27 protein-coding genes are annotated in these 23,399 nt (G+C 40.4%); 23 read left to right on the top strand and 4 right to left on the bottom strand.

The window, feature by feature from the left end:
* Window positions 1-127: 127 nt before the first annotated feature.
* Window positions 128-1,144: a metalloprotease gene (locus I6F40_RS02785; protein WP_166376361.1), complete on the top strand. Its 1,017-nt coding sequence runs from the start codon at window positions 128-130 to the stop codon at window positions 1,142-1,144.
* Between the two features lie 55 nt (window positions 1,145-1,199).
* Here the strand turns inward: I6F40_RS02785 and I6F40_RS02780 are convergent, their stop codons facing one another.
* On the bottom strand, window positions 1,200-2,510 hold the full coding sequence (locus tag I6F40_RS02780; RefSeq protein WP_166376362.1) for a short-chain fatty acid transporter: 1,311 nt from the start codon (window positions 2,508-2,510) through the stop codon (window positions 1,200-1,202).
* Between the two features lie 169 nt (window positions 2,511-2,679).
* Here I6F40_RS02780 and I6F40_RS02775 point away from each other — a divergent pair, with 169 nt between their 5' ends.
* Together I6F40_RS02775 and I6F40_RS02770 are read left to right on the top strand one after the other, a co-directional pair.
* Window positions 2,680-3,747: a potassium channel family protein gene (locus tag I6F40_RS02775; RefSeq protein WP_166376363.1), complete on the top strand. Its 1,068-nt coding sequence runs from the start codon at window positions 2,680-2,682 to the stop codon at window positions 3,745-3,747.
* On the top strand, window positions 3,747-3,944 hold the full coding sequence (locus I6F40_RS02770; protein ID WP_166376364.1) for a PLDc N-terminal domain-containing protein: 198 nt from the start codon (window positions 3,747-3,749) through the stop codon (window positions 3,942-3,944). Before I6F40_RS02775 ends, I6F40_RS02770 begins: the two co-directional genes overlap by 1 nt.
* 36 nt (window positions 3,945-3,980) lie before the next feature.
* Here the strand turns inward: I6F40_RS02770 and I6F40_RS02765 are convergent, their stop codons facing one another.
* On the bottom strand, window positions 3,981-5,015 hold the full coding sequence (locus tag I6F40_RS02765; protein ID WP_165736102.1) for a cytosolic protein: 1,035 nt from the start codon (window positions 5,013-5,015) through the stop codon (window positions 3,981-3,983).
* A 69-nt stretch (window positions 5,016-5,084) separates the two neighbouring features.
* Window positions 5,085-5,543 carry an EVE domain-containing protein gene (locus tag I6F40_RS02760; RefSeq protein WP_166376365.1) on the bottom strand — a complete coding sequence of 153 codons (459 nt, stop codon included), beginning with the start codon at window positions 5,541-5,543 and terminating at the stop codon, window positions 5,085-5,087.
* A 77-nt stretch (window positions 5,544-5,620) separates the two neighbouring features.
* On the opposite strand from I6F40_RS02760, the gene tesB reads away from it, so the two are divergent.
* The gene (tesB, locus tag I6F40_RS02755) at window positions 5,621-6,478 is read left to right on the top strand and encodes an acyl-CoA thioesterase II (protein ID WP_002957902.1); all 858 of its coding nucleotides are present in this window, start codon (window positions 5,621-5,623) and stop codon (window positions 6,476-6,478) included.
* Window positions 6,479-6,499: 21 nt separating this feature from the next.
* Here tesB and plsB read toward each other — a convergent pair whose 3' ends face one another.
* The gene (plsB, locus tag I6F40_RS02750) at window positions 6,500-8,938 is read right to left on the bottom strand and encodes a glycerol-3-phosphate 1-O-acyltransferase PlsB (protein WP_166376366.1); all 2,439 of its coding nucleotides are present in this window, start codon (window positions 8,936-8,938) and stop codon (window positions 6,500-6,502) included.
* 422 nt (window positions 8,939-9,360) lie between these two features.
* Between plsB and rpsJ the strand changes: the two genes are divergently transcribed.
* The 19 genes from rpsJ to hflC all read left to right on the top strand — a co-directional run bounded on the left by rpsJ (window position 9,361) and on the right by hflC (window position 23,288).
* The gene (gene rpsJ / locus I6F40_RS02745; protein WP_002957900.1) at window positions 9,361-9,672 is read left to right on the top strand and encodes a 30S ribosomal protein S10; all 312 of its coding nucleotides are present in this window, start codon (window positions 9,361-9,363) and stop codon (window positions 9,670-9,672) included.
* Between the two features lie 27 nt (window positions 9,673-9,699).
* Window positions 9,700-10,335, top strand: coding sequence for a 50S ribosomal protein L3 (gene rplC / locus I6F40_RS02740; RefSeq protein ID WP_002957898.1), 636 nt, complete (start codon window positions 9,700-9,702; stop codon window positions 10,333-10,335).
* A gap of 17 nt (window positions 10,336-10,352) precedes the next feature.
* Window positions 10,353-10,958, top strand: a complete 606-nt coding sequence (gene rplD, locus I6F40_RS02735) for a 50S ribosomal protein L4 (protein ID WP_002957897.1) — start codon at window positions 10,353-10,355, stop codon at window positions 10,956-10,958.
* On the top strand, window positions 10,955-11,257 hold the full coding sequence (rplW, locus tag I6F40_RS02730) for a 50S ribosomal protein L23 (protein ID WP_002957896.1): 303 nt from the start codon (window positions 10,955-10,957) through the stop codon (window positions 11,255-11,257). Before rplD ends, rplW begins: the two co-directional genes overlap by 4 nt.
* A 15-nt stretch (window positions 11,258-11,272) precedes the next feature.
* Window positions 11,273-12,097, top strand: coding sequence for a 50S ribosomal protein L2 (rplB, locus tag I6F40_RS02725; protein ID WP_002957895.1), 825 nt, complete (start codon window positions 11,273-11,275; stop codon window positions 12,095-12,097).
* A 15-nt stretch (window positions 12,098-12,112) separates the two neighbouring features.
* Window positions 12,113-12,391: a 30S ribosomal protein S19 gene (gene rpsS, locus I6F40_RS02720; protein ID WP_004588689.1), complete on the top strand. Its 279-nt coding sequence runs from the start codon at window positions 12,113-12,115 to the stop codon at window positions 12,389-12,391.
* A 13-nt stretch (window positions 12,392-12,404) separates the two neighbouring features.
* Window positions 12,405-12,737 (top strand): 50S ribosomal protein L22, encoded by a 333-nt coding sequence (gene rplV / locus I6F40_RS02715; RefSeq protein WP_002957892.1) that lies wholly within the window; start codon window positions 12,405-12,407, stop codon window positions 12,735-12,737.
* Window positions 12,738-12,748: 11 nt separating this feature from the next.
* Complete coding sequence (gene rpsC / locus I6F40_RS02710) at window positions 12,749-13,450, top strand: 30S ribosomal protein S3 (RefSeq protein ID WP_002957891.1); 702 nt, start codon at window positions 12,749-12,751, stop codon at window positions 13,448-13,450.
* Window positions 13,451-13,462: 12 nt separating this feature from the next.
* Window positions 13,463-13,876 (top strand): 50S ribosomal protein L16, encoded by a 414-nt coding sequence (gene rplP / locus I6F40_RS02705; protein WP_002957890.1) that lies wholly within the window; start codon window positions 13,463-13,465, stop codon window positions 13,874-13,876.
* Entirely contained in the window at window positions 13,876-14,067 is a 192-nt protein-coding gene (gene rpmC / locus I6F40_RS02700; protein WP_002957889.1) for a 50S ribosomal protein L29, read from the top strand. The genes rplP and rpmC overlap by 1 nt, the downstream gene beginning before the upstream one ends.
* Window positions 14,067-14,324 (top strand): 30S ribosomal protein S17, encoded by a 258-nt coding sequence (gene rpsQ, locus I6F40_RS02695; protein WP_002957888.1) that lies wholly within the window; start codon window positions 14,067-14,069, stop codon window positions 14,322-14,324. Before rpmC ends, rpsQ begins: the two co-directional genes overlap by 1 nt.
* Window positions 14,325-14,836: 512 nt before the next feature.
* On the top strand, window positions 14,837-15,304 hold the full coding sequence (gene tsaE / locus I6F40_RS02690) for a tRNA (adenosine(37)-N6)-threonylcarbamoyltransferase complex ATPase subunit type 1 TsaE (RefSeq protein ID WP_007586392.1): 468 nt from the start codon (window positions 14,837-14,839) through the stop codon (window positions 15,302-15,304).
* A 27-nt stretch (window positions 15,305-15,331) separates the two neighbouring features.
* Window positions 15,332-16,675, top strand: a complete 1,344-nt coding sequence (locus I6F40_RS02685; protein WP_166376367.1) for an N-acetylmuramoyl-L-alanine amidase — start codon at window positions 15,332-15,334, stop codon at window positions 16,673-16,675.
* Between the two features lie 36 nt (window positions 16,676-16,711).
* Window positions 16,712-18,559, top strand: coding sequence for a DNA mismatch repair endonuclease MutL (gene mutL / locus I6F40_RS02680; RefSeq protein WP_197192451.1), 1,848 nt, complete (start codon window positions 16,712-16,714; stop codon window positions 18,557-18,559).
* Between the two features lie 10 nt (window positions 18,560-18,569).
* Window positions 18,570-19,487: a tRNA (adenosine(37)-N6)-dimethylallyltransferase MiaA gene (gene miaA / locus I6F40_RS02675; RefSeq protein ID WP_007586400.1), complete on the top strand. Its 918-nt coding sequence runs from the start codon at window positions 18,570-18,572 to the stop codon at window positions 19,485-19,487.
* A gap of 78 nt (window positions 19,488-19,565) precedes the next feature.
* Entirely contained in the window at window positions 19,566-19,829 is a 264-nt protein-coding gene (gene hfq, locus I6F40_RS02670; RefSeq protein ID WP_007586402.1) for an RNA chaperone Hfq, read from the top strand.
* A 15-nt stretch (window positions 19,830-19,844) separates the two neighbouring features.
* Window positions 19,845-21,134 (top strand): ribosome rescue GTPase HflX, encoded by a 1,290-nt coding sequence (gene hflX, locus I6F40_RS02665; RefSeq protein ID WP_007586404.1) that lies wholly within the window; start codon window positions 19,845-19,847, stop codon window positions 21,132-21,134.
* 100 nt (window positions 21,135-21,234) lie between these two features.
* The gene (gene hflK / locus I6F40_RS02660; protein WP_010554352.1) at window positions 21,235-22,404 is read left to right on the top strand and encodes an FtsH protease activity modulator HflK; all 1,170 of its coding nucleotides are present in this window, start codon (window positions 21,235-21,237) and stop codon (window positions 22,402-22,404) included.
* A 5-nt stretch (window positions 22,405-22,409) separates the two neighbouring features.
* On the top strand, window positions 22,410-23,288 hold the full coding sequence (hflC, locus tag I6F40_RS02655) for a protease modulator HflC (protein WP_010554353.1): 879 nt from the start codon (window positions 22,410-22,412) through the stop codon (window positions 23,286-23,288).
* Window positions 23,289-23,399 lie beyond the last annotated feature (111 nt).

Raw genomic sequence — 23,399 nt, 5'->3', positions numbered from 1 at the left:
AGTAGTAGTGTTTTTTTACTTTGTCAGTATCAAACGCTTTTATTTTGAAAATAGTTACCGAGCACCTTTACTCGTGTTTTTAAGTTGATTAGGTATACTAGCGCCATTGTTTTAAACGGTCTTAATTATGATAAGAATAGATCTTACTTTAGCCGAGCAGCCATTTTCGCTTATGGTGTCTGGGCAAAAAATTGTGCAGGTATTTCATGCGCAACAAGCCATTACCTTTGATAATCCTCGTGAAAATTACTATCAGTTTACTTACGACAACAAAGTAATCGGTATTGATACAGCGGCAGTGGAAGATCAAAGTATTGCGCTATTTGTCGATGAGCAATTTGCGACACAACTGGCGCTACCAGCGCCGGTAAACGCGACACCTAAAAAAGGCTTTTTAGGTTTGGCTGCATTAGGTTTTAAGCTTTTTAAAAGTGCTAAGATAATTAAAGTAGTGCTTGCCGGGGCTTCTGTTGCAGGCTATGCGTGGTTATTTAGTATTGAATTTGCACTAATGCTGATTGGGTGTTTAGTTGTACATGAGTACGGCCATGTGCGAGCAATGAAATATTTTGGTATAAAAACCAAAGGTATTTATTTAATCCCGTTTGTTGGTGGGCTAGCTGTAAGTGACGATAAAATAACGACTCGCTGGCAAGATGTAGTTATATCGCTAATGGGGCCCGCGTTTGGTTTAATAACCTCGGTGTTGGGTGTGGTTTTGTATTACGCCACCGAGATGGAGATATTTGCAGGTGTTGCGGTTCTTAGTGCGTTATTAAATTTATTTAATTTATTACCTATTTTACCGCTTGATGGCGGGCATGTATTAAAAAGTATCAGTTTTTCAATGCGCTCATGGATTGGTTTAAGCGTATGTTTACTTGGTGTATTTTTTGGCTTATGGCTGAGCTACACATTTGGCTTAATGTTATTGGTATTCTTTTTGTTTGTAGGTGCGCTGGAAATTGTATTTGAATGGCGAGGCCGTCATTATTCACATTTAATGCCACTAGATAAATATGGCCAAGGCTTTTCAGCGGTTATGTATGCAGTTGTAGTAGCTGGACATGTAGCTGTAATGATGCACTTTGCCGATTCAGAAAATCCAATATTGAGTCTGCCGATGACTATTTTATCGAGCTAGTATTTATCATTCTAGGTAAAAGCGGGCTGTAATATTTGTTACAGCCCGTTTAAAATTAATAAAAGCTCAATACCAGCGATATAAAAACCCCAGTTACAAACAACTGCACAACACAAAACCCCATAATATCTTTTGCTTTTAAGCCTGCTATTGCCAATACGGGTAATGCCCAAAAAGGTTGAATTAAATTAGTCCACGCATCACCCCATGCAACGGCCATTGCAACGCGAGATATATCGGCACCTAGCTCTTGCGCTGCGGGTATTACAATGGGTGCTTGTACAGCCCATTGGCCACCGCCAGAGGGAACAAACATATTAACGAGCCCTGCACTTATAAAACTAAAAAATGGCAAGCTATCAGCATCTGCAACGGCAATAAAGCCACGTGATATCTGTTGTGCTAATCCGCTATCAACCATTACCGCCATGATGCCGGCATAAAAAGGAAATTGAATAACAATGCCAGCCCCGCTTGGAATTGCTTGTTGCAGACTGTTAAGTAAATTATGGGGTGTTTGATGCAGCGTAATAGCTAAAAACAAAAATACGGCAATAACGCTATTAAGGTTTAAGTTTCCGCCAGCAATAAAAAAGTAATAACCTAAATATGCCAAGCCTAATAAGCCAATTGCCATACCGAGTAGTTTACTTTGTTCCAAATGTTGGGCGGGTCTGGTTATTGTTGTGGGCTTAGGTGTTGTCTCTTGTAAAAGAGCTGGGTCGATATATACGCTTTCTTGCTCGCTTGGCAGCATATAGCGATTAACGAGCGGCATAATAATGAATAAACCAACTAATATGGTTATATTAAAGCCCGCAAATAAAGTGTGCTCTGTACTAATAATACCAATGCAGGCCTCTGAAAAGTGACCATCGGTTGCGATAGTTAAAGGAATCGAACCCGCTAATCCGCCATGCCATACAACAAAACCTGAGTAAGCGCTGGCTACTAATAATCGATAATCAACACGAGTATGTTTAGCAATTGCTTTGGCAAAAAGGGCACCAATAACTAAGCCAAATCCCCAATTTAACCAACTCGCTAAGAGCGAAATAAGCGTTACTAATATAATTGCTTTAGGTGCGGTGCTTGCAAATGTTGCTAGTTTTTCTAATAACTTACTTATAGGTGGCGTACTTGCCAACATGTAGCCTGTAACTAACACCAGTAGCATTTGCATAGCAAAGCTTAATAAGTTCCAAAACCCACCTCCCCACGCTTGTAATACTTCAATGTTGGTTGCGGTTGTAAATAAGCTCGCACTAATAAGGGTGATAACTGTCAGTAAAATTACAAATATAAAAGGGTCGGGAAGATAACGCTCTACAATTTTAGTAAAAGGGCGGGCTATTTTATTAAGCATAAGCACAACTGTTTTGGTTATTATTTTAACGCTAATTAATCATGAAAAATCACCATTGGCAAACAGCATTTAGTCTTATATTAGCGGTTAAAAGCTTAAACATTGCTTAAAAGTATCGCTTACAGTAACGTACTGTTTATAGATAATTTACTAACGAAGACTTTGTATTATGCCGGTGATATTTAAAAGGCTAGCGTTACTTTTTCGCGCTCATATAGATCAGTTGAGCTGGCAAGCAGTGGCATTAGCTATTTTGACTCATATGCTATTAACATGGAGTTTACTATTTATAGCGAATGAGAAAGCATTAACCTCGCTTACTACCTTTTTTTACTATTACACAGTAACAACATCAACAGTGGGATATGGTGACTTTAGTCCAACTACTGATCTTGGTCGTTGGGTGGTTGCATTAATACAAATTCCATTTGGTTTAGCTTTATTTGGTGTTTTGCTAGGAAAAGCAGGACAAACTGTTACTTACTTAATTAGGCGCGCTATGACTGGTGATAAAAACTTTGCCCACAGTAACCACCATATTATCATTTTTGGTTGGCACGACACTCGTACAAAAAAGATGATTGATTACATTTTGGCAGATACGAAACGTACTGACCGTCGTATTTTACTCGCGGTAACAGAGCAAATGGATCATCCTTTTTTAGCTAACGAAAGCGTTGATTTTGCACGTTTAACGAGTTTTACAAATTTAGCTGAACTAGAGCGTGTAGCTATTCGTAGTGCTGATAAGGTGATTATTGATGGTCAAGATGACGACCAGACATTTACGACAGCCCTGCGCATAAGTCGCTTAGTAAAAGATGATTGTCATATAAGTGCTCACTTTTTAGATGAAACCAAAGTTGAGATGATGTTAGAGCATTGCCAAAATGTAGAATGTAGTAGTGCAAAATCAGCTGAGATATTAGTACGCTCAATGCAAGATCCAGGTTCGAGCCGTGTGCAAGAGGAGCTGCTATCTACTTTGCACGGCGATACACAATTTAGCTTGAAAGTATCAAGTGGCTGTAAAGATATGGAGTTTGGTACTTTGTTTCATCACTTTAAGCTTGAGCATGATGCAATACTGTTAGGTGTTGCTCATAATCTAAGTGCGCAAAATATGGATTTAAACCCACCATTAGATTACAAAGTAAATGAAGGCGATATTTTGCACTATATATCGGTAGAACGAGTATTAAGTAGTGAAGTAGACTGGTCGAGCCTAGAGAAATAATGAATGAAGTTGTATTTTTAATTGTTGTTTTAAGTGCTTACATGTTGCCTGTCGTTATTGTACTCAACAGTAAGCGTACACAGGGCCATGAAAAGAATGGCTGGCTAATGGGAATCATTGTATTTTCTTGGTTAGGTTTAATGATGTACTTTACCATTGTGCCCAAGCATAGGCACAAAAAGAAAAAGGCTAAATAGAGTAGTTAGCCTTTATAGCCAGCTTTTGCTGGAATACTACTCTTCTAGCTGTTTAAGTTTATGCTCAATTAGAGGGTCGTCAGGTAGCAGTTGCTGGGCGACTTCTAATAGCTGAATAGCATCATTAGGGTGCTGATCTTGGTGCTTAAGTGCCACATCTATTAATGGCTGAATATCAATTTTTGCTTGATGCTCTTGTACATACACTTCTTTTTCATCAGCTAAAATTTTATGCGCTGTACTCAATAATGCTAAACGATGGGGGGAGTCTGCATTAGCCGTATTGAGACTTTGATAATAATCTTCTTTTAAGCGTAAGGTTTTGGTTTGCAGGCGAAACTGTGCAATATCGATTTGCTGATGTTGAATGAAATCAACGGCTACTTGCTTATAAAACCCAAACTTATTCAAATATGTAGCGTGTGTGCCATGTCCCATACCAAATACTCGCAAGTGAGTTAACTGCTTATAGCGCTTGGCGTGCATTCGGTCTATACGATTAGTAGGATCGTAAATAATATAGCCTTGGGCATCTCCTAAATCTAGATCGTGATAATCTTGTTGCCAGTCAAACTGCTGAGCTATATCGGTACTAGAGCGGTCATCCCACGGTACTAATTCTTTATTTTTAGTACTTACCGGGTGAAAGAACAGTACTTGGTTTAGCTTTAATAGTTTAGCAAAAGCGCCAACAGCAAATCCGCCACGGCTTAAGCCATAGCCTAATCGACAATTAAACGGCGTAAGTAATGTTGATAATTGCTCGAGAAAAAAGATTAAATTACGATTACGAAACCAATTACTTTTACCTAAATGCTGAAAAGCGATTACGTTTACGTTTTGTTTTTGAGCTAAGTGATAACCCCATGGTGCAAAATCAGGGTGAAGATCTTGCTCTTGCACGTTAGTGCCTGCGGGTGAAAAGGTAAAAAGCAGGGGCTTATTAACGTCAACAAAATCATACTTAACAAATACATCGCCGAGTAAATCACTACCCGTCATGGGTAATCGAGTTTGTTGCTCATTGCGCGGGAGAGTTAACCATTCATCTAACCAATACAGTAATTTCATTAATCCTCCAGCTATAAGTCAGCGTAGATCATATCAAACTCAATGAAATTAGGTCAAACCGAGAGGGTGTTACTGCGCCATTTTGATTATTTCATCCCAGTCATTTTTAGTAACAGGCATTATCGATAGTCGTCCGCCCTTTTTAAGTGCGATATCAGTAATATTATTATTGGCTTTAATATCTTTAAGGCTAATTAATTTTTTTAAATGGCTTTGGTAAGTAACTTCAACAACAACCCAGCGTGGTTTGTCGCTGGTGGCTTTTGCATCGTAATAGTCGCTACTTAAATCAAATTGAGTGGGGTCTGGGTAGGCATCGTGTGTCACTTCGGCAATACCCGCTACACCTACGTGTTTACAGCTTGAATGGTAAATCATCACTGAATCACCGACCTTAACGCCATCACGCATGAAGTTTCGCGCTTGGTAATTACGCACGCCTTCCCAAAGAGTCGTTTGTTTTGGTGCGTTTTTTAAATCATCTAATGAAAACGCATCGGGTTCAGTTTTAAATAGCCAGTAAGCCATAACAGTATTCCTAACAAATATTTACTTCCCACTATTGTATAGTATCATTTGGATACTAGGGTAATGAGGAAGAAGTAATGAGCCAAGTATTAGATGATTTATTGTCGTTGTTAACACTTGAAGAAATTGAGCAAGGTTTATATCGAGGACAAAGCCAAGATTTAGGCTTTGGTGCTGTGTTTGGCGGTCAAGTTATGGGGCAGGCGCTTTCTGCCGCTAAAGAAACTCTACCTGAGGGGCGTATAGTCCATTCATTACATTCTTACTTTTTACGCCCAGGCGATCCGGCTAAACCGATTGTTTATGATGTAGAAACTATTCGAGATGGTAAAAGCTTTAGTACTCGTCGTGTAAAAGCAATTCAGTACGGTAAGCCTATTTTTTATATGACCGCATCATTTCAGGGTGAAGAAAATGGTTTGTCACATCAAGCTACAATGCCTGATGTACCCGCACCTGAAGAATTACGTTCATCACTTGAATTTTACCAAGATAACGCTTCGCATATCCCTGAAGTCATCCGTAATAAGTTTACGCGTGAAATGCCAATTGAAATGCGACCAGTTACTTTTCATAACCCGTTTAAACCAGAGGTTATGGAGCCGGTAAAGCATATTTGGTTTAAAGCTAATGGTGAAATGCCAGACGATCAGCGCATCCACAATTACTTATTAGCATACGCCTCTGACTTTGAGTTTTTACCAACAGCATTGCAGCCTCATGGTGTATCGTTTATGCAGCCAAATATGCAAGTAGCTACTATTGATCATGCAATGTGGTTTCATCGCCCATTTAGAATGGATGATTGGATTTTGTATTCAATTGATAGTCCAAGTGCGAGTAATGGGTGTGGTTTGGTACGCGGGCAGTTTTTTGATCGCCAAGGCAACTTAGTTGCCTCAACAATGCAAGAAGGGGTTATGCGTCAGCGCTAACCCCCTTTTATAGATATAGTACTAGTTACACTGATCTTGTACTATATCGCTGATTGACTGCCAGACGCGTGCTGGCAGTAATGTTTTAAGGTGTGCGTAGGTTTCGCAAAGTTGTGTACTGCCTACTAAGCCTTTATCACCCTCTGTTATTAACGACTCGCCACGTAAGTTTTCGATAAAACTAACAAGTACTTTTTTATCAAAAAACTCAGGTGTTTTAATGCCATGCAGTGTGCCTAAACGTTGCGCTAAAACTTGGCTTTCTCGCTCTAGCTCAGCTTTTTCAATGCCATCACTTGTTTGAATAAAACCAATCACAATAGCGTATCGTTGCAGAGTAAAGCTAAGTGCTCGCCCAAGCATTTCAAGCTTAGCTAAGCAGTCATTACCGTTTGTTATATGAATGTTATCGCCATCAAACTCAATTAAGTTTTGATCTGCAAAGTTCGCTAAAATACGTGTAATGTAGTTTTCATCAAGAGGCTGTAAATACCACTCTTTGGCAAACAACGGATAAAACGTTTTTACAAGTTGCTGGCATTGCTCAATAGTTGTGCTGTGTTGTTTAAATAGATGTAGTGCAATTAAGCTTGGTACTGCAAACAAGTGCAAAATATTGTTTCGGTAGTAATTAAACAGTACTTTTTCTTTATCGCTAATAGTAATAATTTCGCCAAATTCATCACTGATAACTTCAAACTTATTCAGCTTTAATGCATGCGTTAGTAATTGCTCTGGTGTTTCGTCTGGCGCGGTTACTTTATCGCTATAGCTGGCATCACGCTGTAAACGCAGATAAAAATCAAGTTGTGCTAATAGCTTTGGTTTACTCAATGCTTGTTTATCGTTAACCAGCAATATCATCGCTAGTAAGTTAACCGCATTAAGCGCCGCTGCATTATTAATTTTAACCATTACTTGGTCGGCAAGTTTAGTTACTTGTGGCGCTAACCATTGCGGCTTTTGCACATCGGTAGGGTGTATTGAATCACGCCAATCAGGTTGGTTATCGTTTAAGTATTGGTTAATCGAGATTGGATCACCAAAGTTTAAATTACCACGACCGTAGTTTTTGAGGTTTTTGATTGCCTTAAAAATACCAAATATAGATTCGCCTTTTTTATCTTTTCCATCCAGCTCTTTAAGATAGGTGTTAATTTCCATTACATGCTCGTAGCCAATGTACACAGGAACGATAGATATTGGTCTGTCTATTCCGCGTAGCATTGCTTGTAATGTCATAGATAGCATACCTGTTTTAGGTGGAAGTAAGCGCCCAGTTCGGCTTCGACCGCCTTCCGTGTAAAACTTAACAGAGTAACCTTTAATAAACAGTTGGCTTAAATACTCTTTGAATATGGCAGAATAAAGTTTATTGCCTGCAAACGAGCGACGAATAAAGAATGCCCCAGAGCGTCTAAATATGCCACCGGCAGGGAAAAAGTTAAGATTTATACCTGCAGCTATATGTGGTGGAACTAAGCCTAAGTGGTAAATAGAGTAGGTAAGCAGTAAGTAATCCATATGGCTGCGATGACAAGGCATATAAATAATTTCATGGCCTTTATCTGTTAGTTCATGAATTTGTTCTGCGTGTTTAATATCAATACCGTTATAGAGCTTATTCCATAACCAAGTTAAAAATCGTTCAGCCACACGTATCATTGCTTCAGAGTAATTAGCCGCTATCTCATCAAGTAGCTTAAGTGCATTTTGGCGGGCTTCGGTTTGGCTAATATTTTTAGCTTTAGCTTCATCTTGAATTGCTTTTTTTATTGTAGGTGACGCTAATAATGAATTAAATAATTGCTCACGGGATGGCATTTTAGGGCCTGTAGCTGCTAGTTTTTGGCGCTTAAAATGAACTAGCGCTACACGCAGTAATTTATGTGGTAACTCACTTACGTCGGCTTTTTCATTGACTAAAAGCGATAAGTCGAGTGGTTGGCTAAAGCGAATAAAATTGTCGCGTCCTGAAAACAACACCACAAAAAGCTTTCTAAACCAGCTAGGAGTTAGAGAGTGCGTAATTAAAGTGCGTAGTCCCGGCTTTTCTTTTCCGGGGTCGCGACCCCATAAAATAGTAACAGGAACCACTTGTACGTTTTGCTGACCGCTTTTTATTAAGTACTCAATAATTTGTTTACTCTGGGCTAAAGCATTTGTTGGCTTAGCTTCATCACCAAACAATGGTGGTGGATTTTTAATACCAATAAAACGGTCTAAATCTTGGGTACCTAATACTTGTTCTTCAGTTGGGCTAGGTAGGCCATTTTTTTTACACGCATGTGCGAGAGCCGCTAAATCAAATCGTGAATTTAAACGCACTATATAAAATGTAGGGTACTCAGGGTTTAGATCATACTGTTTAATCGGATTTTCTGGCAGCACCTTGCTTTTTACAAATAAGCGGCTAAATCCAGCAGACATAACATTTAAACAATAATTTAAAATACGCATCGACTCACCATATTGAGAGTATTAAGGGCAAAATTAGCGCAGTAGGATACCATAATATCTAAAAATCCCTTAGTTCGCGTAATTAAATTAAGGTGTTAACTTGTTTATTGACTAACAGTAGAGTTATTAGTTCAAGTACAGCTAGCAAGCATGTATGGGTGCTTATTTAATCAAATTTATAGACATTGTATTGTTTCTAAATAGTTGTTGCATTTATCACCAATACCTCTATAATACGCAGGCTTTCAAAATTCCTCTGGGAACTAGAAAGGATAAATTAAGCTTGGATTTCAAGCTAATAAACAGGAGTTCCGATTTGGAACTCAACGTAGATATAATCAAACAGCCGACATCTTAAGTTTTAAGATTGTTTCGGTCGTTTTTTTATGCTCTTTTATATGCTCTTTATATTGAGGTTAAGAATGTCAAATCAACGCATTCGTATTCGCCTAAAAGCTTTTGACCACCGTTTGATTGACCAATCAACGGCAGAAATCGTGGAAACTGCGAAACGCACTGGCGCACAAGTACGTGGTCCAATCCCACTACCTACACGCTTTGAACGTTTTACTGTACTAACTTCACCGCACGTTAATAAAGATGCGCGTGATCAGTACGAGATCCGCACCCATAAACGTCTGATAGACATCGTAGAACCAACTGACAAGACTGTAGACGCGCTTATGCGTTTAGATCTTGCTGCTGGTGTTGATGTTCAAATCAGCCTGGGTTAATCGAAAGATTAGAGAGGTTTTAGGAAAATGGCATTAGGTCTAGTCGGTCGTAAAGTGGGTATGACACGAATCTTCACTGAAGATGGTGTATCTATCCCTGTGACAGTTATTGAAGCGACACCTAACCGCATTGCTCAGATCAAATCTGACGCAACAGACGGTTATAACGCGCTTCAAGTAACCGCAGGCACTAAAAAAGCAAGTCGTGTAAACAAAGCTAAAGCGGGTCATTTCGCTAAAGCTGGTGTTGAAGCGGGTCGCGGTCTGTGGGAATTCCGCCTTAACGGTGGTGAAGGCGATTTTGAAGTAGGCGCTGAGCTTACTGTTGAATTATTCAACGAAATCAACAAGGTTGACGTAACCGGTACTTCTAAAGGTAAAGGTTTCCAAGGTGGTGTTAAGCGCTGGAATTTCAGCATGCAAGACGCTACACATGGTAACTCTCTATCTCACCGTGCTCCTGGTTCAATCGGTCAAAACCAATCACCTGGTAAGGTGTTTAAAGGTAAGAAAATGGCCGGTCATATGGGTGCTGAGCGTGTAACGACTCAAAACTTAGAACTAGTTCGCGTTGACGCTGAGCGTAATTTGCTTTTAGTTAAGGGTGCAGTACCTGGAGCTATTGGCGGTGACGTTATCGTTAAACCAGCTGTTAAAGCATAAGTCCTGGAGATTTAGTGATGGAATTAGCAATTAAAGACGCTTCTGGCGGTCTTGAAGTTTCTGAAGCTACTTTTGGACGTGAGTTTAACGAAGCATTAGTACATCAAGTAGTTGTTGCATACGCAGCAGGTGCTCGTCAAGGTACTCGTGCTCAGAAGACACGTTCTGAAGTAAGCGGTGGTGGTAAAAAACCATGGGCTCAAAAAGGTACTGGCCGTGCACGTGCCGGTACAATCCGTAGCCCAATTTGGCGTTCAGGTGGCGTTAGCTTTGCAGCTAAACCACAAGACCACAGCCAAAAAGTAAACCGTAAAATGTACCGTGGTGCGATTAAAAGCATCTTATCTGAATTAGTTCGTCAAGAGCGTTTAATCGTTGTTGAAAGTTTTGCTCTAGCAGCACCAAAAACTAAAGAACTAGTTGCTAAGCTTAAAGAACTTGAGCTTAAAGATGTTCTTATCGTGACTGAAGAAGTAGATGAAAATCTTTTCTTATCGGCACGTAACCTTTATAAGGTTGACACACGTGATGTAGCTGGTATCGATCCTGTAAGCTTAATTGCTTTCGATAAGGTACTTATTACAGCCGCTGCTGTTAAGCAACTTGAGGAGGCGCTAGCATGATTCGCGAAGAACGTCTTTTAAAAGTGATCCTTGCTCCACATATCTCTGAAAAAAGCACAATTGCTGCTGAAGAAAACAATACTATTGTTTTTAAAGTAGTAAATGACGCAACTAAAGCTGAAATTAAAGTAGCAGTTGAGAAGCTTTTTGAAGTAGAAGTAACTGGTGTTCGCACACTTAACGTTAAGGGTAAAACAAAACGTACTGGCGCACGTTTCGGTCGTCGTAGCGACTGGAAGAAAGCTTACGTTACTCTTAAAGAAGGCAGCGAGCTAGACTTTGTCGGCGGCGCCGAGTAATAAGGGGATAGAATTATGGCACTTCAAAAGTGTAAGCCTACTTCTGCGGGCCGTCGTCACCTAGTTAAAGTGGTTAACTCTGATCTACATAAGGGTAAGCCATACGCACCACTTTTAGAGAAAAACTCTAAATCAGGTGGTCGTAATAACAATGGTCGTATTACGGTTCGTCATATCGGTGGTGGTCATAAACAACACTACCGTTTAATCGATTTTAAACGTACTAAAGATGGCATTCCAGCTACTGTTGAACGTTTAGAATACGATCCAAATCGTAGCGCAAACATCGCTCTTGTATTATATGCAGACGGTGAGCGTCGTTACATTATCGCACCTAAAGGCTTAAAAGCTGGCGATGCAATCCAGTCTGGTGTTGATGCACCAATCAAGCCTGGTAATGCATTACCAATGCGTAATATGCCTGTAGGTTCGACTGTTCACAACGTAGAATTAAAACCAGGTAAAGGTGCTCAAATCGCACGTTCTGCTGGTGCATACGTTCAAATCCTTGCTCGTGATGGTCAGTATGTAACATTACGTCTTCGTTCAGGCGAAGTTCGTAAAGTTGAATCTGATTGTCGTGCGACTCTAGGTGAAGTAGGCAATGCTGAGCATATGCTTCGTTCACTTGGTAAAGCAGGTGCAAATCGCTGGCGTGGTATTCGTCCGACAGTTCGTGGTGTTGCCATGAACCCGGTAGATCACCCACACGGTGGTGGTGAAGGTCGTACATCTGGTGGTCGTCATCCTGTGTCTCCATGGGGTAAACCGACTAAAGGTGCGAAGACGCGTAAGAACAAGCGTACGGATAAATTTATAGTACGTCGTCGTACTAAGTAATATTGAGGAATAGCCATGCCACGCTCTCTCAAGAAGGGTCCTTTTATAGACCTACACTTGCTGAAGAAGGTAGAGAAAGCTTTGGAAAGCGGTGAGAAAAAGCCAATTAAAACTTGGAGCCGTCGTTCAATGATCATACCTAACATGATCGGATTGACCATTGCTGTCCATAATGGTCGCCAGCACGTACCAGTTTTCGTTTCTGACGAAATGATCGGTCACAAACTAGGTGAATTTGCACCAACTCGCACTTACCGTGGCCATGCTGCGGATAAGAAAGCGAAGAAACGATAAGAGGGGAAGATAAATGCAAGCATTAGCTAAACATAAATTCGCCTCTGGTTCGGCGCAAAAAGCACGTCTAGTTGCAGATCAGATCCGCGGGTTACCTGTAGATCGCGCACTAGAAATCCTGGCGTACAGCCCTAAGAAAGCGGCTGTATTAGTTAAGAAAGTACTTGAGTCTGCTATTGCTAACGCAGAGCATAACGAAGGTGCTGACATTGATGAGCTTCGTATAACAACGATCTTTGTGGACGATGGTCCTACAATGAAACGTATTATGCCTCGTGCTAAAGGACGCGCAGACCGCATCCTTAAGCGTACAAGCCATATCACTGTTATGGTTTCAGATAGCTAGGAGTATAAGTAATGGGACAAAAAGTTCATCCTACTGGTATTCGCCTAGGTATATCTAAACCTTGGGTTTCTACCTGGTACGCGAGTTCAAAAGATTTCTCTGCACAGCTTTTTGGCGATCACAAAGTTCGTACATTCCTTACTAAGGAATTGAAAACGGCTTCTGTGTCTAAAATCGTTATTGAGCGTCCAGCAAAATCAATCCGTGTAACAATTCATACGGCTCGTCCGGGTGTTGTTATCGGTAAAAAAGGCGAAGACGTAGAAAAATTACGTCAAGCGGTAACTAAAATCGCTGGTGTACCTGCTCAGATTAATATCTCTGAAGTACGTAAACCAGAACTAGATGCACAACTAGTAGCAGACGGCATTGCCTCTCAACTAGAACGTCGTGTTATGTTCCGTCGCGCTATGAAGCGTTCGGTACAAAATGCAATGCGCATCGGTTCTAAAGGGATTAAAGTTGAAGTTAGCGGTCGTCTTGGCGGCGCTGAAATCGCACGTTCAGAATGGTATCGTGAAGGTCGTGTACCTCTACATACTCTTCGTGCTGATATCGATTACGCAACTTCTGAAGCCTTAACCACTTATGGTATCATTGGTGTTAAAGTTTGGATCTTCAAAGGCGAAGTTATTGGTGGTTTACCACTAGTACAAGAGCAAGAGAAGCCAGCTAAACGCGCACCAAAGAAAGCCAAGAAAAGTGCTAAGTAGAGGTAGCGACTAATGTTACAGCCAAAACGTACAAAATTCCGTAAAATGCACAAAGGCCGCAACCGCGGTTTAGCGCAAAACGGTAACAAAGTAAGCTTCGGTACTTTCGGATTGAAAGCAACTGGCCGTGGCCGTATGACTGCTCGTCAAATCGAAGCAGCTCGTCGTGCTATGACGCGTCACGTGAAACGTCAAGGTAAAATCTGGATCCGTGTCTTCCCTGACAAACCGATTACAGAAAAACCTCTTGAAGTTCGTATGGGTAAAGGTAAAGGTTCTGTTGAATATTGGGTTGCTGAAATTCAGCCTGGTAAAGTACTTTACGAAATGGAAGGTGTTTCAGAAGAGCTTGCTCGTGAAGCGTTTGACCTTGCTGCTCGTAAATTGCCATTCAAAACAACTTTCGTAACTCGGACGGTAATGTGATGAAAGCTAGCGAACTAAAAGACAAAAGCGTAGAAGAGCTTAATGCTGAACTTCTAGGACTACTTCGTGAGCAATTTAATATGCGCATGCAAGCTAGCACTGGTCAGTTAGCTCAGACACACACGCTAAGAACAGTACGCCGCGATATCGCGCGTGTAAAAACAGTTATTAACCAGAAGGCAGGTCAATAATGAGCGATAAAATTCGTACTCTTCAAGGCCGTGTAATCAGCGACAAGATGGAAAAATCTTTCACTATCGCTATCGCACGTTATGTGAAGCACCCAATTTATGGGAAATTCATTAAACGTACGACTAAGTTACACGTACATGACGAAAATAACACAGCAAAAGCGGGTGACGTAGTTACTATCCGTGAATGCGCACCAATTTCTAAGAATAAATCTTGGACTTTAGTAGACGTTATTTCTAGTCCAAAACAAGCTTAATTTTTTAATTAAGTTAGTTTTGTAAAAAAAGCCCTGGCAATTAGCCGGGGCTTTTTGTTTTCTGGAACTGTCTTGTCCTGAAACGTGTTTACACATTTAGGGCTTATTTTATGAAAACTATTAAAACTAAAGACGTTAAGCGAGTTGGTATTATCTTTTTATCAGAAATACAAAAGCATGCAGAGTAGTTATTTGGGCTTGTGTCATCAACTACGTTGTTGCCATATACTTTTTAGTATCAGAGCTAGTGGCTGAATCATAAAAGCTAGATCATAAGCTTACATATCTCAGTAACTTTTATGCTTGCTATAGGCATCTAAGCCGTTGTGTTACTTTTCTCTTACTTTATTTCAATGTTACAGTTTTAAGGTATCGAAAATAGACATCCATACACAACTTTCATCATCAGCTTATCTGGTTTTTTTATGTCTAAAACCTCAATTTATCGCCTTAAACTAATATTCTGGTATGATTGGTAAATATGCGCTTTTGAATGAATTTTTGAGGTAGTAATGACGCGTAGTTTTGAATTTCATTTGACTGATGAAGTAGCCACGGTCGCAATGGGTAATTGCGTTGCTGATATTATAGAGCAAGGTGCGGTTATTTATTTACATGGTGACTTAGGCGCTGGTAAAACAACGTTTACTCGAGGTGTAGTGCAAGGCTTTGGACATACAGGCAAAGTTAAAAGCCCAACGTATACACTTGTTGAACCTTATGAACTCGAGCGCGCAAATGTTTATCATTTTGATTTATACCGCTTAGGTGACCCTGAAGAACTAGAATACATGGGAATACGCGATTATTTTTCACCAGATGCAATTTGCGTTGTTGAGTGGCCAGAAAAAGGTGGTGAATTTATTCCTGTGCCTGATTTAGATATTACTCTCAGCTATATGGGTAACGAACGTAAAATTGTTATTAATAGCGCCAGTGAGCGTGGTGTAGCAATTGTCGAAAAACTAAATAACAAATAATAATATAGTTAAGGCAGTAATTATCAAATGAGCCGAGGTGTAGTTAAACTCTTTATTTACCTTATGGTTATTACCATAAGCTTGCCGCTGTGGGCCAAAAATACAATTAATAGTGTACGCGTATGGCCGTCCCCTGATAGTACGCGTGTGGTATTTGATTTAAATGATAAGCCTGACTTTAGCTATTTCATGCTTAAAAACCCAAGCCGCTTAGTAATTGATTTAGAAAACACTAGCGAGTTAAAAATACTACCAGGTGTACCACCAAAACATCAAATAGTGAGCAAGCTACGCTACTCAAAACCTAAAAATAAGCACAGTGTTCGGTTAGTGTTTGAATTAAACGCACCAGTAAAGCCAGTTGTATTTGCTTTAGCGCCTACAGGCCCTTATAAAAATAGGCTCGTTGTTGATTTATACAATAAAAGCCAAGCTGCCACAGTTGTTTCTCCTGCTCAAACAGCAGCTAAAAACCGCCAGTTAAGCCAAGAGCGCGATATTGTGATTGCAATTGATCCGGGTCATGGCGGCGAAGATCCAGGTTCAATTGGTCCCTCTGGCACGTACGAAAAAACAGTAACACTGCAAATTGCAAAACGTTTAGAGCGTATGATTGATGGTGAACGTGGGATGATTTCGCGCATGGTACGAAGCGGTGACTACTTTGTAAAACTTAATACGCGTACCAATCGTGCTCGTGAAAAAAAGGCCGACTTTTTTGTCTCTATTCACGCTGATGCATTTACGAGCCCGGGACCAAATGGTGCCTCGGTTTGGGTGTTGTCGTTAAGGCGTGCTAATTCAGAGATAGGTAAATGGATAGAAGATAAAGAAAAGCACTCTGAGCTTTTAGGTGGCGCTGCGGATGTAATGAAAGATGCCGCTAACGAAAAATACTTAGCGCAAGCATTACTTGATATGTCGATGGATCACTCTATGAAAACCGGCTTAAACGTAGCTGACGAAGTGATTAAAGAGCTACGTAAAGTTGCTAAGCTGCATAAAAAAGATCCCCAACATGCGAGTCTTGCTGTACTTAAATCACCAGATATCCCATCAATTTTAGTAGAAACAGGGTTTATATCTAACCCACGAGAAGAAAAGCTGCTTAAAAGTGCTAACCATCAAGAGCGTTTGGCTAAAGCTATATTTACTTCAATTAAAAATTACTATTTAAAAAATCCACCTGATGACTCTTTATTTGCTAAATTAAAGTCGCAATATCCAACAAAGCACAAGGTACGCCCGGGTGAATCTTTAAGTATGTTGGCGAGTCGCTATGGCGTTACAGTCAACAAATTAAAACAAGTTAATAAGCTTAGCTCTAATACTTTGTTTATTGGGCAAGAGCTCGATATACCACAAAGTTAGTCATTATTATTAGCGCAATGCTTGCTAGGAAATCTCATGAATATTGAAATATTACCCGCGCGTTTAGCTAACCAAATTGCCGCAGGCGAAGTGGTTGAGCGCCCAGCGTCGGTAGTAAAAGAGCTAGTCGAAAACAGTTTAGATGCTGGCGCTACACGTATTCAGATAGATATAGAGCGTGGCGGTCATAAGCTTATTCGGATACGTGATAACGGTTCAGGGATAAGTAAAGATGAGCTAACGCTCGCGCTTTCTCGTCACGCTACGAGTAAATTAAAATCTCTAGATGACCTTGAAAATATTTGTTCACTTGGTTTTAGGGGGGAAGCGCTTGCGTCAATTAGCTCTGTATCGCGTTTAACGCTGAGCTCAAAACCAAAAGATCAAGAAGCTGCTTGGCAAGCATTTGCAGAAGGTCGCGATATGGCCGTGCAAGTAAAGCCAGTAGCGCACCCTGATGGCACAACCATTGAAGTAAAAGATTTATTTTTTAACACCCCAGCTCGTCGTAAATTCTTGCGTACCGAAAAAACTGAATTTAGCCATATTGATGAGTTGATAAAGCGCATTGCGCTTAGTCGCTTTGATGTCTCTATTACACTAACTCACAACGAAAAAGTAGTAAGGCAGTATCGTGCGAAGACAGATCCCTCTCAGGCTATTACACGTGTAGCGCAAGTTGCAGGTAAGGCTTTTGCTGAGCAAGGTTTGCATATTCAATCAGGAGAGGGTGGCTTACAGCTGCATGGTTGGGTGCTACCTGTAGGTTCAGCTAATACGACTCAGTATACTTATGTTAATAATCGTATGATGCGCGATAAACTTATTCTGCATGCTATACGCCAGGCATTTGAAGAAGTAAGCGGAACACAAGAATTACCCGGTTTTGTCATTTATATTGATATAGACCCTCGGCAGGTTGATGTAAATGTTCATCCAGCTAAGCATGAAGTGCGTTTTCATCAAGGGCGCTTAATTCATGACTTTATATTACAGGCTATTAAGCAAGTGGTAGTGCCGCTGCAAGGTGAGTTTACGAATGAACCGCTTAGCTCTGAGGTGGAATCTGCGCCTGTATTTATGGGGTCAGCGCATAGTAGTTCTAATGATACAAAAGCGGATGGAGTATTTGATTACCCTAAATCGCAATTACAGCCCTCTTACTCTGGAAGTGCTGGTAGTTCGTCATCAGGTACTAGAAGTGTTGGCGGTGGCGGGGCATACCGTGCTACACCAAGTACAAGCCATCATGATGTAAACGCGTTTTATCAAGGTGTGAGTGAGCAACACGCTGCGCATTTTGATAATGTAGCAAACATACCTGTAGCACAACACCAGTTAGAGTCTGCGCATAATGTTTTAAAGACAGTTTCAATCATCAGTGTTAATGAAGGTGCGTGTGTATTTAGTGTTGAGCAGCAATTGTATTGCTCACATTTCAAATATGCATTGGTAGATGATTGGCATAATCAAATTAAAGAGTCCGGAAGTTTAGAAGGGAAAGCTCTTTTGCTGCCCGTAAGAGTAAACTTATCAAAAGAAGATTGCTTACTTATAGAAGCTCAGCAATCGTGGTTTACTTTACTTGGTTTTGAACTCGTAATAGAAAAACAGTTTGTAATGGTTAAAAAATTGCCAGCGTGCTTATATTTACTTGATGTAAGTACAGCGATAGGTGAGCTACTTGATGGGTGTAAAGCAGGGCTTGAAAATATAGAGAATTGGTTAGAGTGGCAGATAAAATGTGTACCTCCCCGGTTTTATTTAAGCAATGTGTTTTTAGCGCAACAAATGCGCTTACAAAATAATCCGCAAACTATTGAACGCTTACGCGAAAAAGCAGTTAAAATAGAGCTAAATCACTATTTAATGCAATTAGATTAAGGTATCAGTGTTGAGTAATTTACCAGTCATATTTTTAATGGGTCCAACTGCTGCTGGTAAAACAGCATTGGCAATCTCACTGTGCGAGCATTTAAATACAGAAATAATCAGCGTTGATTCAGCGTTAGTGTATAAAGATATGAACATTGGTACTGCAAAACCCGATGCAGAAGAACTTGCTAAAGCTCCGCATCATCTGATCGACTTACTTGACCCGAGTGAAACATATTCAGTTGCTGATTTTAGGCGCGATGCAGTACAAAAAATTGACGAATTTCATAGACAAGGTAAAGTGCCTGTATTGGTTGGAGGTACAATGTTGTACTTTAAATCTTTAATTGATGGTTTATCGCCTTTGCCTGAAGCAGATACAGTAATAAGATCAGAGCTAGAAGCACAAGCTAAAGAATTTGGCTGGCCTCATTTATATAAAGAATTAGTTAAAGTTGACCCAAAAGCAGCCGAAAAAATAAGTGAGAATGACTCACAAAGAATTAATCGAGCTTTAGAGGTTTACAGGTTAACTGGTAAGACCATGACTGAGTTGCAAAAGCAAAAACAGCCGGCTTTACCTTATACTTTTCATCAATTTGCGATTGCACCGCAAGAACGTAGCGAATTACATCGCCGAATTGAAGAAAGGTTTAAAATAATGATTGATCAGGGGTTTGAAAATGAAGTTTCGACCCTATATCTACGTAAGGATTTACACCCCAATATGCCTTCTATTCGTTGTGTTGGTTATAGACAAATGTGGGATTACCTTGCGGGTGAAACAAGCCATGATGAAATGGTTTTTCGTGGCATCGCAGCAACACGTCAATTGGCAAAACGTCAGTTAACGTGGCTTCGTAGCTGGCCTGATGTTACTTGGTTAACAACGGGTGACGAAGAAAACTTGCATCGTGTAGTAAGTTCGCTAAGCTAGTAGTAGTTGAATATTGTTTTTTATCAAATAAGTTCAGCCACTTAATTATAATAACACCTAGAACGAAGGAACAATAACATGGCAAAAGGCCAATCGTTACAAGACCCATTTTTGAATGCACTACGACGTGAGCGCATTCCAGTATCAATCTTTTTGGTAAATGGCATAAAATTACAAGGCAAAATTCAGTCATTTGACCAATTTGTTATTTTACTAGAGAACACCGTAAATCAAATGGTTTATAAGCATGCAATTTCAACAGTTGTCCCTGCTCGCGCAGTTAACTTCCAAGCAGTTCAAGGGAGTGAAGACACTGAAGAACCAGAAGCTGGTAACTTTTAATTAGGAGCATAATGTTTGTTTGACCGCTATGAATCCGGCGAACAGGCAATTTTAGTTCATATCGACTTACCTAAAGAAGGGGATCGTGAAGATCTTCATGAATTAGAAATGTTGGTATCTTCTGCTGGTGTTAGTAGTTTGGCGGTTGTGCAAGGCAGCCGTCAAGCACCACATCCGAAACTATTCGTCGGTACCGGTAAAGCAGAAGAAATAGCTGAGATTGTCAAAATCCACAATGCAGATGTCGTAATTTTCAATCATCAACTCAGGCCGTCACAAGAGCGTAATTTAGAGCGTGTTTGTCAGTGTCGTGTGCTTGATAGAACGACGCTAATTCTTGATATTTTTGCCCAACGTGCACGTACCCATGAGGGTAAGCTGCAGGTTGAATTGGCACAACTTCGCCATATGTCGACTCGATTAATTCGGGGCTGGACCCATCTTGAACGCCAAAAAGGCGGGATTGGTTTACGTGGACCTGGTGAAACCCAACTTGAAACAGATAGACGATTACTTCGTGCCCGAATTCAAAATATCCGTGCGCGTTTAGCTAAAGTAGCAGTGCAACGCGAACAAGGTAGGCGAGCTCGTACTCGTAACGAAATACCTACGGTATCGTTAGTTGGCTATACCAATGCGGGTAAATCTACATTATTTAATCGAATTACGAATTCAGATGTATATGCGGCCGATCAGTTGTTTGCAACGCTTGACCCGACTCTACGTAAGCTTGAATTAGGTGATGTTGGTCCTGTTATCTTAGCTGATACAGTGGGCTTTATTCGTCATTTACCGCACGACTTAGTTGCTGCTTTTAAAGCAACGCTAACTGAAACTCGTGAAGCTGATTTACAGTTACATGTAATTGACGCAGCAGACTCTCGTCTTCAAGAAAATATTGAACAAGTACAATCGGTGCTTAAAGAAATTGAAGCCGATGAAGTACCACAGCTATTAATTTATAATAAAATTGATGCGCTGGATAACGTAAGCCCACGTATTGATCGAGATGACGAAGGCCAACCTATAAGAGTATGGCTTAGCGCTCAGACTGGTGAAGGGTGTGAATTACTTAGTGAGGCTATTAGTGAACTGCTTGCTAAGAAGATGTTTAACGAAACATTATTTCTTACGCCATTGTATGGTCGCCTAAGGGCTGCATTGTTTAGTTTAAATGCAGTACATGAAGAACGCTTTGATGAGCAAGGTAATTGGCTGTTAGATGTTAGAATGCCAATGGTTGAGTGGAATCGTTTAATTAAAGAATTTGGTCCTGAAATTGCTGGTTTTATCAACCGTAATTAAAAATTGACGTTTTAATGTCGGTTTTTGTATGAGAAACGCGGTAGATTTGTTAGATTTAACACAATTTCCTAATTTATTTAGATAACAATGGAGTATAGCTATGGCCTGGAATGAACCGGGTAATAATGGCAATGACAAAGATCCGTGGAATAATAAAGGCGGACGTGATCAAGGCCCACCTGATTTAGACGAGGTGTTCCGCAAGTTTAGTAACAAGTTCGGCGGCTTATTTGGCGGGAAAAAATCCGGCAATGGTAGCGGCGGTGGACTTGGCGGAGCCGGTATTTCATTCATACTTATTATCGCCGTTATTGTATGGGCGTTAAGTGGTATTTATACGGTTAAAGAAGCCGAGCGTGGTGTGGTTCTTCAATTTGGTAAATATGACCGAATTGCTGATCCTGGTCTGCGTTGGAAAATGACGTTTATTGAAACGGTAATCCCAGTAGATATTGAAGCAGTTCGTTCATTATCGGCTTCTGGTTTTATGCTTACTGAAGACGAAAACGTAGTGAGCGTTGAGTTTCAGGTGCAATACCGTGTTATTGACCCATACCTTTATGAATTTAGCGTAACTAACGCTGATAGTAGCTTAGAAGAAGCACTAGATAGTGCACTACGTTACGTTGTGGGCCATGCAAAAATGGACCAAGTATTAACTAATGGCCGTGAGGTTGTTCGTCAAAATACATGGGATGAGCTTAATAAGATTATCGAACCATATAACTTAGGTTTAATTGTTACTGACGTGAACTTTAAAGACTCTCGTCCGCCAACTGAAGTTAAAGATGCATTTGATGATGCGATTGCTGCACAAGAAGATGAAGAACGTTTCATTCGTGAAGCAGAAGCATATGCTCGTGAAATTGAACCGCGTGCTCGTGGTCAAGTAACGCGTATGACTCAAGAAGCGGAAGGTTACCAAGAGCGTATTACATTAGAAGCACAAGGTGAAGTAGCTCGTTTTGAAAAGCTATTACCTGAATATCAAGCAGCTAAAGAAGTTACTCGTGAGCGCTTATACATTGATGCAATGGAAGAAGTGTTAGGGAGTAGTTCTAAAATATTGGTTGATGTTAAAGGCGGTAATAACATGCTTTATTTACCACTTGATAAGATCATGGATAAGCAAGGGACAGCAACACGTGTTGCACTTCCAAGCTCTAGTGATATTCAAGATTTACGTAATAAAGTAAATACGTCGCGCAATAGCTCTGTTAATAGTGGCAATGACCGCTTTAACAACGACCGCTTCAATGATGGGAGATAATCATAATGAAAAACTTTAGTTTAGTAATACTATTAGCTGCCATTGTTATGTCTTTCTCATCGGTATTTGTTGTACCTGAAGGGCAAAAAGCAATTGTAATGTTATTTAGTAAAGTACAAAAAGACAGCGACGATCAAGCGATTGTATATGGCCCAGGCCTACAATTTAAGGTGCCATTTTTTAGCCAAGTACGTCGCATTGATGCACGTATTCAAACGCTAGATGGTGCGCCGGATCGCTTTGTTACTAGTGAGAAAAAAGACTTAATTGTTGATTCGTTTGTAAAATGGCGTGTTAATGACTTTAGCGCTTTTTACTTACGTGCCCGTGGCGATAAGCAATATGCTGAAACGCTACTTAAACAAAAAGTAAATAATGGTCTTCGTACAAACTTTGGTACACGTACAATTCGCGAAATTGTATCGGGTGAGCGTAGCGAGTTGATGGAAGAAGCGTTAGTACAAGCTTCTGAAAGTGCACGTGAGCTTGGTATTGAGGTGCTAGACGTACGTGTTAAGCAAATTAACCTACCACAAGAAGTGAGTAGCTCTATTTACCAACGTATGCGCGCTGAGCGTACTGCTGTTGCAAAAGAGCATCGTTCTGAAGGTCAGGAAAAAGCCGAGACTATTCGTGCGGGTGTTGACCGTCGTGTAACAGTAATGCTTGCCGATGCAGAGCGTAATGCGCGTTCTGTACGTGGTCAAGGCGATGCTGATGCCGCAGGCATCTATGCAAGCGCGTATAACAAAGACCCTGAGTTCTTTAGTTTTGTGCGTTCGCTTGAGGCTTACAAAAAGACTTTTAAAAATAAGCAAGACGTTATGGTGCTTTCACCAGATAGCGACTTCTTCCAATATATGAAAGGCGCTAAAGCTCAATAGGCTTTACGTTAATTATTTAGAAGTTAAAAAGCCTCGCATTTGCGGGGCTTTTTGTTAAACACAGTCTAGTGCTTTAAATCACTGTTATTTATGTGGTTATTAGCTAATATT

The sequence above is a fragment of the Pseudoalteromonas sp. SWXJ133 genome, from assembly GCF_015864365.1.
GTDB classification, from domain to species: domain Bacteria; phylum Pseudomonadota; class Gammaproteobacteria; order Enterobacterales; family Alteromonadaceae; genus Pseudoalteromonas; species Pseudoalteromonas arctica.
This window is presented reverse-complemented; position numbering and strand designations above follow the sequence as displayed.

What these genes read in the sequence shown, in the direction of transcription:
- rplD (WP_002957897.1), top strand. Translation starts at nt 10,353, where the DNA reads ATGGAATTAGCAATTAAAGACGCTTCTGGCGGTCTTGAAGTTTCTGAA.
- rplC (WP_002957898.1), top strand. Translation starts at nt 9,700, where the DNA reads ATGGCATTAGGTCTAGTCGGTCGTAAAGTGGGTATGACACGAATCTTC.
- rplV (WP_002957892.1), top strand. Translation starts at nt 12,405, where the DNA reads ATGCAAGCATTAGCTAAACATAAATTCGCCTCTGGTTCGGCGCAAAAA.
- tesB (WP_002957902.1), top strand. Translation starts at nt 5,621, where the DNA reads ATGAGCCAAGTATTAGATGATTTATTGTCGTTGTTAACACTTGAAGAA.
- hflC (WP_010554353.1), top strand. Translation starts at nt 22,410, where the DNA reads ATGAAAAACTTTAGTTTAGTAATACTATTAGCTGCCATTGTTATGTCT.
- rpsJ (WP_002957900.1), top strand. Translation starts at nt 9,361, where the DNA reads ATGTCAAATCAACGCATTCGTATTCGCCTAAAAGCTTTTGACCACCGT.
- rpmC (WP_002957889.1), top strand. Translation starts at nt 13,876, where the DNA reads ATGAAAGCTAGCGAACTAAAAGACAAAAGCGTAGAAGAGCTTAATGCT.
- I6F40_RS02780 (WP_166376362.1), bottom strand. Translation starts at nt 2,510, where the DNA reads ATGCTTAATAAAATAGCCCGCCCTTTTACTAAAATTGTAGAGCGTTAT.
- hflK (WP_010554352.1), top strand. Translation starts at nt 21,235, where the DNA reads ATGGCCTGGAATGAACCGGGTAATAATGGCAATGACAAAGATCCGTGG.
- rplB (WP_002957895.1), top strand. Translation starts at nt 11,273, where the DNA reads ATGGCACTTCAAAAGTGTAAGCCTACTTCTGCGGGCCGTCGTCACCTA.
- I6F40_RS02775 (WP_166376363.1), top strand. Translation starts at nt 2,680, where the DNA reads ATGCCGGTGATATTTAAAAGGCTAGCGTTACTTTTTCGCGCTCATATA.
- I6F40_RS02765 (WP_165736102.1), bottom strand. Translation starts at nt 5,015, where the DNA reads ATGAAATTACTGTATTGGTTAGATGAATGGTTAACTCTCCCGCGCAAT.
- I6F40_RS02685 (WP_166376367.1), top strand. Translation starts at nt 15,332, where the DNA reads ATGAGCCGAGGTGTAGTTAAACTCTTTATTTACCTTATGGTTATTACC.
- mutL (WP_197192451.1), top strand. Translation starts at nt 16,712, where the DNA reads ATGAATATTGAAATATTACCCGCGCGTTTAGCTAACCAAATTGCCGCA.
- plsB (WP_166376366.1), bottom strand. Translation starts at nt 8,938, where the DNA reads ATGCGTATTTTAAATTATTGTTTAAATGTTATGTCTGCTGGATTTAGC.
- rplW (WP_002957896.1), top strand. Translation starts at nt 10,955, where the DNA reads ATGATTCGCGAAGAACGTCTTTTAAAAGTGATCCTTGCTCCACATATC.
- I6F40_RS02785 (WP_166376361.1), top strand. Translation starts at nt 128, where the DNA reads ATGATAAGAATAGATCTTACTTTAGCCGAGCAGCCATTTTCGCTTATG.
- rpsS (WP_004588689.1), top strand. Translation starts at nt 12,113, where the DNA reads ATGCCACGCTCTCTCAAGAAGGGTCCTTTTATAGACCTACACTTGCTG.
- rplP (WP_002957890.1), top strand. Translation starts at nt 13,463, where the DNA reads ATGTTACAGCCAAAACGTACAAAATTCCGTAAAATGCACAAAGGCCGC.
- hfq (WP_007586402.1), top strand. Translation starts at nt 19,566, where the DNA reads ATGGCAAAAGGCCAATCGTTACAAGACCCATTTTTGAATGCACTACGA.
- rpsQ (WP_002957888.1), top strand. Translation starts at nt 14,067, where the DNA reads ATGAGCGATAAAATTCGTACTCTTCAAGGCCGTGTAATCAGCGACAAG.
- I6F40_RS02770 (WP_166376364.1), top strand. Translation starts at nt 3,747, where the DNA reads ATGAATGAAGTTGTATTTTTAATTGTTGTTTTAAGTGCTTACATGTTG.
- I6F40_RS02760 (WP_166376365.1), bottom strand. Translation starts at nt 5,543, where the DNA reads ATGGCTTACTGGCTATTTAAAACTGAACCCGATGCGTTTTCATTAGAT.
- rpsC (WP_002957891.1), top strand. Translation starts at nt 12,749, where the DNA reads ATGGGACAAAAAGTTCATCCTACTGGTATTCGCCTAGGTATATCTAAA.
- tsaE (WP_007586392.1), top strand. Translation starts at nt 14,837, where the DNA reads ATGACGCGTAGTTTTGAATTTCATTTGACTGATGAAGTAGCCACGGTC.